The organism is Devosia sp. Root635, from assembly GCF_001427605.1.
Lineage (GTDB): Bacteria > Pseudomonadota > Alphaproteobacteria > Rhizobiales > Devosiaceae > Devosia.
The window spans coordinates 57,707-69,641 of record NZ_LMGZ01000023.1 but is presented as its reverse complement, the minus strand read 5'-3'; the positions used below and the strand labels follow the sequence as shown (position 1 = coordinate 69,641).

General features: G+C 64.4%; 16 protein-coding genes and 1 other RNA gene. 12 read left to right on the top strand and 5 right to left on the bottom strand.

Annotated elements, in window-relative coordinates:
- Positions 1–9: 9 nt before the first annotated feature.
- Positions 10–927, bottom strand: coding sequence for an ABC transporter substrate-binding protein (locus ASD80_RS17110; protein ID WP_056235611.1), 918 nt, complete (start codon positions 925–927; stop codon positions 10–12).
- Between the two features lie 92 nt (positions 928–1,019).
- Entirely contained in the window at positions 1,020–2,648 is a 1,629-nt protein-coding gene (locus ASD80_RS17105; protein WP_056235609.1) for a cation:proton antiporter, read from the bottom strand.
- A 109-nt stretch (positions 2,649–2,757) separates the two neighbouring features.
- Between ASD80_RS17105 and ASD80_RS17100 the strand changes: the two genes are divergently transcribed.
- The 6 genes from ASD80_RS17100 (at position 2,758) to ASD80_RS17085 (ending at position 5,674) form a co-directional block, all read left to right on the top strand.
- On the top strand, positions 2,758–3,015 hold the full coding sequence (locus ASD80_RS17100) for a type II toxin-antitoxin system ParD family antitoxin (RefSeq protein ID WP_156460524.1): 258 nt from the start codon (positions 2,758–2,760) through the stop codon (positions 3,013–3,015).
- Positions 3,016–3,038: 23 nt separating this feature from the next.
- Positions 3,039–3,230 (top strand): type II toxin-antitoxin system RelE/ParE family toxin, encoded by a 192-nt coding sequence (locus tag ASD80_RS19315; RefSeq protein ID WP_162247390.1) that lies wholly within the window; start codon positions 3,039–3,041, stop codon positions 3,228–3,230.
- A gap of 37 nt (positions 3,231–3,267) precedes the next feature.
- Positions 3,268–3,426, top strand: a non-coding RNA gene (gene ssrS / locus ASD80_RS18630) — 6S RNA.
- A 24-nt stretch (positions 3,427–3,450) separates the two neighbouring features.
- Complete coding sequence (locus ASD80_RS17095) at positions 3,451–4,038, top strand: 5-formyltetrahydrofolate cyclo-ligase (RefSeq protein ID WP_056235604.1); 588 nt, start codon at positions 3,451–3,453, stop codon at positions 4,036–4,038.
- Positions 4,035–4,850 (top strand): TIGR00282 family metallophosphoesterase, encoded by an 816-nt coding sequence (locus ASD80_RS17090; RefSeq protein ID WP_056235600.1) that lies wholly within the window; start codon positions 4,035–4,037, stop codon positions 4,848–4,850. Before ASD80_RS17095 ends, ASD80_RS17090 begins: the two co-directional genes overlap by 4 nt.
- A 77-nt stretch (positions 4,851–4,927) precedes the next feature.
- Positions 4,928–5,674, top strand: a complete 747-nt coding sequence (locus ASD80_RS17085) for a YebC/PmpR family DNA-binding transcriptional regulator (protein WP_056235598.1) — start codon at positions 4,928–4,930, stop codon at positions 5,672–5,674.
- Between the two features lie 71 nt (positions 5,675–5,745).
- On the opposite strand, the gene ASD80_RS17080 is transcribed toward ASD80_RS17085, so the two are convergent.
- Positions 5,746–6,528, bottom strand: a complete 783-nt coding sequence (locus tag ASD80_RS17080) for a GGDEF domain-containing protein (RefSeq protein WP_156460523.1) — start codon at positions 6,526–6,528, stop codon at positions 5,746–5,748.
- Between the two features lie 106 nt (positions 6,529–6,634).
- A complete protein-coding gene (locus ASD80_RS18865; RefSeq protein ID WP_162247389.1) occupies positions 6,635–7,387 on the bottom strand; it encodes a GGDEF domain-containing protein in 753 nt (250 codons plus the stop codon).
- Positions 7,388–7,551: 164 nt separating this feature from the next.
- On the opposite strand from ASD80_RS18865, the gene ruvC reads away from it, so the two are divergent.
- The 6 genes from ruvC to ybgC all read left to right on the top strand — a co-directional run bounded on the left by ruvC (position 7,552) and on the right by ybgC (position 11,086).
- A complete protein-coding gene (gene ruvC, locus ASD80_RS17070; protein WP_056235865.1) occupies positions 7,552–8,058 on the top strand; it encodes a crossover junction endodeoxyribonuclease RuvC in 507 nt (168 codons plus the stop codon).
- A complete protein-coding gene (gene ruvA, locus ASD80_RS17065) occupies positions 8,055–8,672 on the top strand; it encodes a Holliday junction branch migration protein RuvA (protein WP_056235596.1) in 618 nt (205 codons plus the stop codon). The genes ruvC and ruvA overlap by 4 nt, the downstream gene beginning before the upstream one ends.
- Positions 8,673–8,815: 143 nt before the next feature.
- Positions 8,816–9,151, top strand: a complete 336-nt coding sequence (locus ASD80_RS17060; RefSeq protein WP_056235593.1) for a hypothetical protein — start codon at positions 8,816–8,818, stop codon at positions 9,149–9,151.
- A complete protein-coding gene (ruvB, locus tag ASD80_RS17055) occupies positions 9,148–10,188 on the top strand; it encodes a Holliday junction branch migration DNA helicase RuvB (protein ID WP_056235590.1) in 1,041 nt (346 codons plus the stop codon). Before ASD80_RS17060 ends, ruvB begins: the two co-directional genes overlap by 4 nt.
- Positions 10,185–10,691 (top strand): NUDIX hydrolase, encoded by a 507-nt coding sequence (locus ASD80_RS19150; protein ID WP_056235587.1) that lies wholly within the window; start codon positions 10,185–10,187, stop codon positions 10,689–10,691. Before ruvB ends, ASD80_RS19150 begins: the two co-directional genes overlap by 4 nt.
- Positions 10,688–11,086, top strand: coding sequence for a tol-pal system-associated acyl-CoA thioesterase (gene ybgC, locus ASD80_RS17045; RefSeq protein WP_056235584.1), 399 nt, complete (start codon positions 10,688–10,690; stop codon positions 11,084–11,086). The genes ASD80_RS19150 and ybgC overlap by 4 nt, the downstream gene beginning before the upstream one ends.
- A gap of 154 nt (positions 11,087–11,240) precedes the next feature.
- Here ybgC and ASD80_RS17040 read toward each other — a convergent pair whose 3' ends face one another.
- Positions 11,241–11,771 carry a dihydrofolate reductase family protein gene (locus ASD80_RS17040; RefSeq protein ID WP_056235581.1) on the bottom strand — a complete coding sequence of 177 codons (531 nt, stop codon included), beginning with the start codon at positions 11,769–11,771 and terminating at the stop codon, positions 11,241–11,243.
- Positions 11,772–11,935: the final 164 nt, after the last annotated feature.

The following is an 11,935-nucleotide window of genomic DNA, read 5'->3' as shown; positions in this document are numbered from 1 at the left end:
GAGGCAAGATTACGGCTTCAGCTGCTTGACGATGTCGACCAGGTTGGCGCCGCTGACTTCGGAGGCGAGCACACCTCGCAGACGCGACCATTCGTGGGCGTTGACGTCATAGACATTGCCGGACTTGACCGCGGCGACGGCGTCGTAAAGCGGCTGGCCAACCCAGGAGTCGGTCAGGCCCGGATCGGCATATTTGCCGCGGATGATGATCTGGGGATCGATCTCGGAGAGCTGTTCCAGCGAGGTGTTGACGATGGCTTCCTCATAGGTGTGGCCATCGGGGCTGGGCATGTTGCTGGTAAAGCCGAACCAGGCGAGCAGCGAGCCGTTATAGCTCACCGGCGAATGCAGGAAGATGCCTTCGCCATTGTCGACGATGAACTGGGCCGACCAGCCCGTCACGTCGCCGATCTCAGCCTTGAAGCCCTCCATGGTCGCGGTGTGTTCGGCCAGGCGCGCTTCCATCTCGGCATCTTTGCCGATGGCATGAGCGATGGTTCTTGCCGCTTCGATGGCAACTTCATAGGTGCCGGTCAGGCTGTCGAACGAGATGGTGGGCGCAATCTCGCTGAGCGCCTCGTAGATGGCCTCGTGGCGGCTGGTATCGGCGATGATCAGGTCCGGCTGCAGCGAGGCGATGACTTCCAGGCTCGGCGATTTGCGGGTACCGACCGAGGTCCAGTCGTCGCCGATGATGTCGGTGTAGATCGGCACGATGGAGTCGCGCTTCTCGTCGTCGGCAATGCCGACCGGGGAGACGCCAACCGCCGCCAGCGTATCGACGAAGCTGTATTCGAGGACGACGATGCGCTGTGGCGCATCGGGAACCTCGGTGGTGCCGAGATCATGAGAGATTTCGACCGCCAGCGCCGGAGCGGCAAGCAGCATCGCGCCGGCAAGGGCGGCGACAAGTGATTTGATGGACATGGAATACCCCAGGCAAATGGTGCCGCAGCCCTCGCTCCGACATGGGGCACTGCTACCGCCAACAAATATGACTTGTCAATTCATATTATTGCTCAGGAGCCCTTGTCCAGGCTGTCCATGAAGGCCTGTTCGAGGTCCATCTGCTCCAGCATGTCGCGCAGCACGGCGTCGTCGAGCTGGCGGGCGTCGCGTGCGGCGATGAGCTGCTTGCGGCGCGCCTCGAGCAGGATGTTGCCCAGCACCAGCGCCTCGGTCTGGTCGAATATCGGTTCGGCTGGCGTTGCCGCGGCCTCCTGGGCGACGCGCTTGGCCATCATGTCGGCCAGCCGGCGCGACGACGCGGATGTATGGGTCTTGCGGTATTCGGCGAGGGCGTCCTTGGTGGCCTGCTCGGCGATGCCGACGGCCCGCGCATGCTGGTCGGCGAGATGGCGGGCATCGTCCGGATTGTTGAGATCGAGCCGCCTGATGAGCCAGGGCAGGGTGAGCCCCTGGATCAGCAGCGTGGCGATGGTGACGAGGAAGGCCAGCGCCAGAATGGCCTCGCGCCCCTGGAAGTCCTGGCCGGTCGCCGTGACCAGGGGCACACCGGCCGCGGCGGCCAGCGTCACCACGCCGCGCATGCCGGTCCAGGACAGGACGATGTTTTCCTTCCAGGTCAATGGCGGGGGAGAAGGCGGCCGCTCGCGCCGCCCGGGCCGTGGTACCCTGGCCGGGCGGCGGGCAGCGGCGGCACGGCGGCGCCGGGCGATCGCTGCGGTGCCGAAGACCCAGGCGAAGCGGATCGCCACCGTCGTCACGAAGATGGCCGCGGCACCGCCTGCCAGTTGCAGCAGGTCATAGCCGGCCTCGACCGCGTCGGTGATGACGAAGCGCAGTTGCAGGCCGATATAGGCAAAGACGAAGGTTTCGAGCAGGGTATCGATGGTGCGCCAGAACTGGCGCTCCTGGATGCGCTCCTCATAGCCGGACTCGGCCGAGTGATGGCCCAGGGCAAAGCCGGCGGCGACCACGGCGAGCACGCCCGAGGCATGGACTTCCTCGGCCAGCAGGTAGGCTGCGAAGGGTACGATGACCGATACCGCGGTTGCCAGCGAGGGGTTGGCCAGCTTGCGCCGCGCCAGTTGCGCCAGGTTCCCGATCAGCATGCCGAGGATGATGCCGACGACGGCGGCATAGAGGAAATAGAGCGGCGTGCTGTCGATGAAAGCCTGGGTGCCGGCCGCCGCAGCGACGGCCACCGCAAACAGGGTCAACGCCGCCGCGTCATTGATCAGGCTTTCCCCCTTGAGCACGGTCATCAGCGCCACCGGCAGGCCGGCCTTGCGGCCGATGGTGATGGCGGTGACGGCATCGGGCGGGGCCAGCACCGCGCCGAGCACGATAGCGGCTGCGGGGCCGAGTTCAGGCGCCACCGCCACGGCCACGACGCCGACCAGCGCCGTGGTGCCAAATACCATGAACACGCCCAGATTTACGATCGAACCCAGGCGCTGGGCAAAGCTGGAAAAGGAAAAGTCGCTCGCCGCCGAGAACAGCATGGGCGGCAACACGAGGCCGAGGATGATTTCGGGCTCCAGTTCCAGCCGCGGCATGCCGGGAATGAACGAGGCGATGAGGCCCACAATGGCAACCAGCAGCGCCGGCTGCACATTGCGCCGCTCCGCCAATGCGGTGATGGCAATGGCGACGATGATGACGATGAGGATATGCGCGAACATTGGTGGGTCTCCCAAGCCACACGATATTGGTAATCGCCTTCGGCGGAAACAAGTGTCATCTTGGCAAAGATTGCCAAGAAACCTAGACTGGAGGCGAAGGAGACCAGCAATGGCCACGATGAATGTTTCCCTGCCCGATGCGATGAAACAATGGGTGGAAGATCAGGTGAAGACCGGCCGCTACGGCAATGCCAGCGACTATGTCCGCGACCTGGTGCGGCGTGACCAGGAGCGCGCCGATAAGAAAGCCGAGTTTGAAAGACTCGTGCAGGAGGGCATCGATAACGGCGTCAGTCCGCTAACGCCCGACGAAATCTTCGCGAATGCTCGCCGGAAGGCCGGGGTCAAGACATCGGGCGCTGCCTGACATGGTGTATCGCTTCTCGGAGCGTGCCATCATCGACTCCGAAGCACTCTACGAGGCCAGCGTGGCCCAGTTCGGTCCGGAGCGGGCCGACCGCGCTATTCCGGTGCGCGTCCGGTATTTTCGGCGCCCACCTGCTCGTCTATCAATTGGACGACAATGACGTAGTCATTCAGCGTGTTTTTCACCAAAGCCAAGATTGGGTCGATCTCCTCTAACGCACCCTTTGCACCACCGGCCAAAGCGCCTATATCTTGGTTGCTGCCCGGTGCGTGATGGATACCAATATCCCCGGGGCCTTATCGATCCTAAGGGAGCTGTCCCTGACTGGGCTCCTGGGCTCAGACATACGGCGCCCACCTGCGTAAAGTAGGTTCCCGGGATCGCATATCCCACGGCCAGGGCGGCACCTTATTGTCTGAGCAGGTTGCGTGCGCCATGGTTGACGAGATGATCGAAGAGGCCAAGGCGGCGCTGCGGATCAGGGCGCGAGCGGCCAGGGCCTTGCTCGATCACGGTGAGCGTGCCGATGCGGCCAAGGCCGCCGCCCGCCATTTCTTCGATGCCATCCCGCTCGGGGCCGGCGATGTGGTCGCCGCCTATTGGCGCATCCGTGATGAGCTCGATTGCCAGCCCATCCTGGTCAAGCTGATGGATAGCAACCAGACGGTGGTGCTGCCGGTGGTGCTCGGTCCCGAACAGCCGCTCGACCTGCGCGTCTGGGAGCAGGGCGCTTCGCTCTACGAATCGGGCTTTGGCACACTGGCACCGTCCGAGCTGGCGCCCAGGGCCGAACCCGATATCGTCATCATGCCGCTGCTGGCTTTCGACGGCCGCGGCACGCGCCTGGGCTATGGCGGCGGCTATTATGACCGGACCCTGGCGACAATGACCAAGAAGCCCAAGCTGATCGGGCTGGCCTTCGCCGCCCAGGAACTGGACCGTATTCCGCGCGAGGCGCATGACGTGCCGCTCGATGCCGTGGTCACCGAAGCCGGTGTGCGCCACTTCGGCGCTTCGGCATGAGGTTCCTGTTTCTGGGCGATGTGGTGGGCCGCTCCGGCCGCGATGGTGTTGCCGAGCGGCTGGCTGGCATCATCGAGCGCTACAAGTTCGATTTCGTGGTGATCAATGGCGAGAATGCCAGCCACGGACGCGGGCTCACCGAGCCGCATTTCCAGGGCCTGCGCGATGCCGGCGCCGATATCGTGACGCTGGGCGACCATGCCTTCGACCAGCGCGACACGCTCTCCTACATCGAGCGCGAAAACACCCTGCTGCGGCCCATCAACATGGCGCCCGGCACGCCTGGGCGCGGCGCCATGTTCGTCGAGGGCCGAAACGGCCATCGGGTGCTGGTCATCAATGCGCTGGGGCGGGTGTTCATGGGCCCGGCGGACGATCCGTTCCGCGCCGTCGAGGCGGCGGTGGCGGCCTGCCCACTGGGTGAACAGGCCGACGCCATCATCGTCGATTTCCACACCGAGGCGACCTCGGAAATCCAGGGCATGGGCTTTTTTCTGGACGGGCGAGTGAGCCTCGTCGTCGGCACCCATACCCACATTCCCACTTCCGACCAGCGCATCCTCAAGGGTGGCACGGCGCTGATGGCCGATGCCGGCATGTGCGGGGATTTCGATTCCATCATCGGCGTCGACCCCGAGGAACCGCTCAACCGCTTCCTGACCGGCATCGCCAATGGCCGCTTCACACCCGCGGAGGGCGAGGCGACGCTGTGCGGCGTGGCGGTCGAAACCGATCCGCGTACCGGGCTGGCAGTCAAGGTGCTGCCCGTGCGGATCGGCGGAACACTGGCCCAGGCGGAGCCGGAGTTCTAGCGCCCGCTTCACAAGCGGCGCGCGCTTGCCTATAACGCGCCACCAATCCAGCATTCTTACTTCGAGGGGGGTGACCGATGGCCGGCCATTCACACGCCAAAAACATCATGCACCGCAAAGGCAAGTCCGACGCGGTGCGCTCCAAGATTTTCTCCAAGCTGGCGCGCGAAATCACCGTCGCGGCCAAGCTGGGCATGCCCGACCCCGCTTTCAATGCGCGCCTGCGCCTGGCCGTGGTCAATGCCCGCGCCCAGTCCATGCCCAAGGACAATATCGACCGCGCCATCAAGAAGGCCATGGGCTCCGACGGCGACAACTATGATGAGATCCGTTACGAGGGCTATGGGCCGGGCGGCGTCGCCATCATCGTCGAGACGCTGACCGACAATCGCAACCGCACCGCCTCCAATGTCCGCTCGTATTTCTCCAAGAATGGCGGCGCCATGGGAGAAACCAATTCGGTCGGCTTCATGTTCGACAAGGTCGGCGAGATCACCTACCCGGCCAAGGCCGGCTCGGAAGACAAGGTGATGGAAGCCGCCATCGAGGCGGGCGCGGACGACGTCGAGAGCGACGAAGAGGGCCATTACATCACCACCACGTTCGAAGCGATGGTGGAGGTTGCCGCGGCGCTGGAAAAGGCATTGGGCGAGGCCGAATCGGTCAAGGCGATCTGGAAGCCGCAGACCAATACGCCGATCGACGCCGAAAAGGGCGCCACGCTGATGAAGCTGATCGCCACGCTCGAAGAAGATGACGACGTGCAGAACGTCTATTCCAACTTCGAGATGAGCGACGAAGACGCGGCCAAGCTCGAAGCCTAGACGCCACGGACGGCAAGGGCGTCTGCCGCCCTTGCTCACGGCGGCATTACCGCGAAGCGAGTGCGTGTCGCTCACGCACTCCGCTTCAAATCAATGAACGGATGATCGGCGACATGCACCACGGCGACGCGGTTGCGGCCGGTTTGTTTGGCGCCGTAGAGACGCTGGTCGGCGATGCGGAACAGTTCGGAAAAGCTCGCCGACCCTTCGAAGGCCACGCCGCCGATGCTGACCGATAGCGAACGCTGCTTGCCGTCGGGGGCGAAGACCGCCAGGTTGACCGAGCGGCGGATGCGTTCCGCGACGGCTTCGGCGCTGTGCTGGTCGACATCGGGCAGGTAGACGCCGAATTCCTCGCCACCCATGCGCCCCACCAGGTCGCCGGCCCGCAATATGGTGCGGATGGAGCGGGCGATGATGGTCAGCGCCTCGTCCCCCGCATCATGGCCGAACAGGTCGTTGATCGCCTTGAAATTGTCGGCGTCGATCATCAGCAGCGCGCCGCTGCTGCTATGGGCGCGCTGGGTCAGCAGCGTGCCGACCTGGCCGGTAAAGGCGCCGCGATTGAGGCAGGCGGTGAGGCTGTCGGTGCGGGCGACGAGGCCCAGGCGCCGGTTGGTTATGGCCAGGCCCCGCACCCGCAGGCTCATGTAGAAGAACAGCGGCAGGCCCAGGACGATGGGCAGGACGATGGCGCTGACAATGGAGCGCTGCAGCGCCGCGGCGCCGAGGTCGCCGAACACTATGGCATTGAATCCCACCGAAATCACGACGCAGGCCAATGTGCCGAACAACGTCCACCGGCCGACGCTGGACCAGCTTTGCAGGGCAGTCAAAGTCTTGGAAGGCATCATCGAGCGGTTCTCTCGGCTTTGAAACGGCAGATCCGCCTGTCCTGCAAGGGGCAGGCGGGCGGCGGCGGCGTGGCGGCAGGACGGTCAGGCGGCGGGCATCTCCATGTCAGGCGGCCTGCATCATGGCGACGCGGTCGCGACCGGTATTCTTGGCTTCGTAGAGGTGCTGGTCGGCCAGGCGGTAGAGTTCACCGAACTGGGCGCGCGTGGCATAGGTGGCGCCGCCGATGCTGACCGAAAGCGCACAGCGCTCATCGCCGGGCGCAAAGGCGATGGCCGACACGGAGCGGCGGATGCGCTCGGCGACGTGGTCTGCAGCCACCACGTCGGATTCGGCCAGGAAGATACCGAATTCCTCGCCGCCCAGCCGCCCGACCAGATCGGTGCCGCGCACCGCCTGGCGGATGGCGCCGGCGATCAGCCGCAGCGCCTCGTCGCCCGCGTCATGGCCGAAGCGGTCGTTGACGCTCTTGAAATCGTCGGCATCGACGATCAGCAGGGCGCCGCCATTGTCGGTCGGTGCGCGGCGATCGAGATAGCGGCTGACGGCGCCGGTAAAGGCGCCCCGATTGAGGCAGGCGGTCAGCCAGTCGGTGCTTGCCATATGTTCGAGTTGCTCATTGGCATGACGCAATTGTTCATGCCGCAGCACCAGGAACCAGGTCATCGGCCCGCCCAGCGCCAGCGGCATGACGATGGAAACGAGCAGCCCCTGCATATTCACGCCGGCCGAAAAGGTTTCCATGATCATGTTGGTGAAGATTACCGATAGCACCACCGAGATGAGCGTGATCGCCCCGGTGACGCGATAGATGTGCAGCCACGCCCGCTTCGGTAGGTTCCGACCAAGTTCCGTCATGTTTTGCCCCTGCATTCCCGCGAACGAGACTAGGGACGTGGCTTGAAGATGGTGTTTGCACGTTGGATAGGATTTTATCGATCACCCGGTTTTCCACCGGCTGTGTTGCCTTTTTGTTCACACTAGGCTTGGTAGGCTGGCAGCGCATCATTAAGGATGAGCGCATGAGTGCTGCTACCCGAATCATCGGAATCGATCCCGGCCTGCGCCGTTGTGGCTGGGGCGTCATCGAGACGCTGGGCAACCGGCTGACCTTCGTGGCCGCCGGCACGGTGATGCCGCCGGTCGATGGATCGCTGGCGGAACGGCTCGCCATGTTGTTCACAGGGCTGGGCGAGGTGCTCGATCGCTTCGCGCCTGAGGAAGCAGCCGTGGAAGAAACCTTCGTCAATGCCGGGGCGCGCTCGGCGCTGATCCTGGGCCAGGCACGCGGCGTGGCGCTGCTGACGCCGGCGGCGCGGGGCCTGCCGGTTGCCGAATATGCCGCCAACCTGGTCAAGAAATCGGTGGTCGGCACTGGCCATGCCGACAAGGGACAGATCCAGCTCATGGTCAAGACGTTGCTGCCCGCAGCCGACTTCAAGGGGGCAGACGCGGCCGATGCGCTGGCCATCGCCATCTGCCATGCCCATCACCGGGTTTCCAACCAGCGCCTGAGGGCCATCGCATGATCGGCAAGCTCAAAGGGCTGGTGGACAGCTTTGGCGACGACTTCGTGCTGATCGACTGCGGCGGCGTCTGCTATGAGGCGTTCTGTTCCAGCCGCACGCTGCAAACGCTGCCACGCGTCGGCGAGGCGGCTGTGGTGTTCATCGAAACTATCGTGCGCGAGGACATGATCCGCCTCTATGGCTTTTCGAGCGAAGGCGAGAAGGGCTGGTTCAACCTGCTGATGACGGTGCAGGGCGTGGGCGCCCGCGTGGCGCTTTCCATCCTCTCGGTGCTGTCGCCGGCCGAATTGTCCAGCGCCGTGGCCTTGCAGGACAAGGCGATGATCGGCCGCGCCAACGGCGTCGGCCCCAAGCTCGCCGTTCGTCTGGTTACCGAACTCAAGGGCAAGGCCCCGACCGGCCCCGGCATCGATGCCGGTACTTTGGGCCTGCAAGCCGCTTTGGGCGAGGGCGTCGCGCCTTCCGCCATTGCCGACGCCGTCTCGGCACTCACCAATCTCGGTTATTCCAGCGCGCAGGCCTCGGCGGCTTTGGCCAGGATCGTGGCGCGGGAAGGGGATGGGATTGCCACGGAGAAGCTCATCCGGCTGGGGCTCAGGGAGTTGAGCCAGTAACGCGTTTGGTGTGTTGACCCAAGCTGGTGTAGTGCGTTTAGCCTCATCAGGCACGATGTCATCCCGGCGAAGGCCGGGATCCATCCTGGGATGCCGGGATTGCCCGCTGAGGTCCCGGCCAGAATTGCAGCAGGAGGCCCGGAATGATCGATATTGAAGCATTGCAAGGGATGCTCGGAACAACCCGGTCCATTCCGATGCCTTCGGAAGCTGTCTATGCCAAGCTGTCGGTCAGCGGTCTGAGAATGGAACGAACCTGCTCTGCTGCGCCCGAGCAGTACGAGATATTCCGCGGGGACGACGCGGCAGGCTATATCCGTGTGAGATGGTCGCGTTTCACAGTCGACTATCCCTCGGCCGGAGACGAAATACTGTTCGACGGCAGCACCGATGGATTCGCCGCGTTCACCGATAGCGAAAGGGATAGCTATCTTCTCATGGCTATCGATCTCATCTTGTCTCGATTGGACGCTGCGTGACCGATCTTACCTCTCCCGCCGCCGGCCGCGATGATCCGCTTGACGTGTCCCTCCGTCCCTCCGGCTTTTCCGAATTTGTCGGCCAGGCGGCGGCGCGGGCTAATCTGGAAGTGTTCATCGAGGCGGCCAAGAAGCGCGGCACGGCGCTTGACCATGTGCTGTTCGTCGGCCCGCCGGGGCTGGGCAAGACCACGCTGGCACAGATCATTTCGCGGGAACTGGGTGTCGGTTTCCGGGCCACGTCGGGCCCGGTCATCGCCAAGGCGGGGGATCTTGCCGCGCTCCTGACCAATCTCGAAGAGCGCGACGTGCTGTTCATCGACGAAATCCACCGGCTCAATCCGGCGATCGAGGAAGTACTCTATCCGGCGATGGAGGATTTCCAGCTCGATCTCATCATCGGCGAAGGCCCGGCCGCCCGCTCGGTGCGGATCGATCTTGCCAAGTTCACCCTGGTTGGTGCTACCACCCGCGCCGGCCTGCTCACCACCCCCCTGCGTGACCGCTTCGGCATTCCGGTGCGGCTCAATTTCTACACGCCCGAGGAACTGGTGCAGATCGTGCAGCGCGGCGCAAGGCTGCTCGGCATGCCCATGGCGCCCGATGGGGCCATGGAAATCGCGCGCCGCTCCCGTGGAACGCCGCGCATTGCGGGGCGGCTTTTGCGCCGGGTCACCGATTTCGCGCTGGTCGATGGCTCGGGCGAGATCACCCGCGCCATTGCCGACAAGGCGCTGTTGCGGCTCGATGTCGATGCGCGCGGACTCGACCAGCTCGACCGGCGCTATCTCACCACCATTGCCGATTTCTACAATGGCGGCCCTGTGGGTATCGAGACCATCGCGGCGGCGCTGAGCGAACCGCGCGACGCCATCGAAGAAATCGTCGAGCCCTACCTGATCCAGCAGGGCTTCATCCAGCGCACCCCGCGCGGCCGCATGCTGACCGGCGCCGCCTTCCAGCATCTGGGCAAGGTGGTGCCGCAAGGTTTCGTCGGCCTGCAGGCCAGCCTGTTCGAGGAACCGGAGGGAGAATGAGCGAGCGCATCATTCTCAGCTTCCCGGTCGAGGGCACCTGCTTCAACTATCGCGTGGCCGGCGCCGCCATCCGCGACGGGCATGTGCTGGTCTGCCGCGAAGATGATGACGACTATTGCATGCTGCCGGGCGGTCGCGTCGAGATGGGCGAGCCCAGCAATGTCGCGCTGGTGCGCGAAATGGCCGAGGAACTGGCCATGCCGGTCGCGGTCGGGCCGCTGCTCTTCACCTCGGAGAGCTTTTACGGCCGCGAGGGTGACCGCTATCACGAGCTCGGCTTCATCTATGCCATCGCGCTGCCCGAACAGGTGCGGCCGGGCGGCGAGCAGCCCTTCCTCGTGCGCGAGGATGAAGGTCATTTGCTGCAATTTTCATGGCTGCCGCTGGAAGGACCGGCGCTGAAAGAGGCGAACCTGTTGCCGCCCTGGCTGCCGGCGCGGCTGCGCACCCTTTCCGGCGTGCCGGAACATGTCGTGTTCCACGAAGGCGGAGTGGTGGAGTGACCCGCCACAGCTTCCCCGTCCGCATCTATTACGAAGACACCGATTTTTCCGGCAATGTCTATCACGCGGCCTATCTCAAGTTCTTCGAGCGCGGCCGTACCGAATTCCTGCGCGAGGAGGGCATCCACCATTCCGAACTGGCAGCTGAAGGCATCGCCTTTGCCGTCCGTTCCATGGAAATCGCCTTCGATGGTGCGGCCCATATCGATGACCTGCTTGATGTCACCACCGAAGTCGCCGCCCTCAGCGGCGCGCGGTTGACGCTGAAGCAAACCATCCTGCGCGGCGAGACGGTGCTGACGCGGGCGAGCGTGGTCGTCGTCGCCATCAGGACCAGCGGCGGGCCGGCGCGCATGCCCAAGGTCATTCTCGAGAGATTTGGGCCGCGGGGCTAGTGGCGACTGCGTCCTCCCATCACCGCGCGTCACCCACCCTCAGATCGTCATCCTCGGACCCGCCCCGAGGGTTCACCGACCCATCGTCCTGCAAGCGCAGGGCCCTCGGGTCGAGCCCGAGGGTGACGGCCGGTGGGTGGGGCAATCGGCTTTCCTAGGCCGGAGCGTATCTCAGCCTCACCACGTCTCCGCCCATCGCATCACTCGCCACGAGGCGCAATCGCGGCCGGGGGCCGGCGAAGAAGGGATTGCCGCGCCCTAGCACGACCGGGTGCAGGTAGATGCGATATTCGTCGATCAGGCCTGGATCGGTCAGGCTCCCCACCAGCACTGGCCCGCCGATTTCGATCTCTCCGGCCAGATCGGCCTTCAGGTTGCGTATCGTGGCCTCGATGTCGCCGGTGACAAGCGTGGCATTGGGTCCGACCGATGTCAGCGTGCGCGAGGCGACCCATTTCGGCACGCCCCGCCACGCCATGGCAAATTCCTGCTCCGCCGCATTCCAGCCGGGCTGGTCATCGTCCCAGTAGCGCATGATTTCATAGAGACGGCGTCCATAGATGCTGCCGGACAGGTTGCGCGTCTGCTCGACGAAGTGAAGAAACAGCGTGGGGTCGGGCGCGAAGGCGTCGTGGTCGACATAGCCGTCCAGCGACTGGTTCATTCCGAAAAACAGCTTGGCCATGCCAGAAGCCTCCGTGCCGGGATGCCTCATGTTAGCTGCACTTGCCGTCACGCGGAAGTGAAGCGGTTCGGCGCCCCGACTCTCTTTCTTAACCTCTTCTTGACCATAATTGCGGCAAAGCGGACACGTGTCCGGGAGCCGTCCGGCAAAGGGCCGGTTCTCCG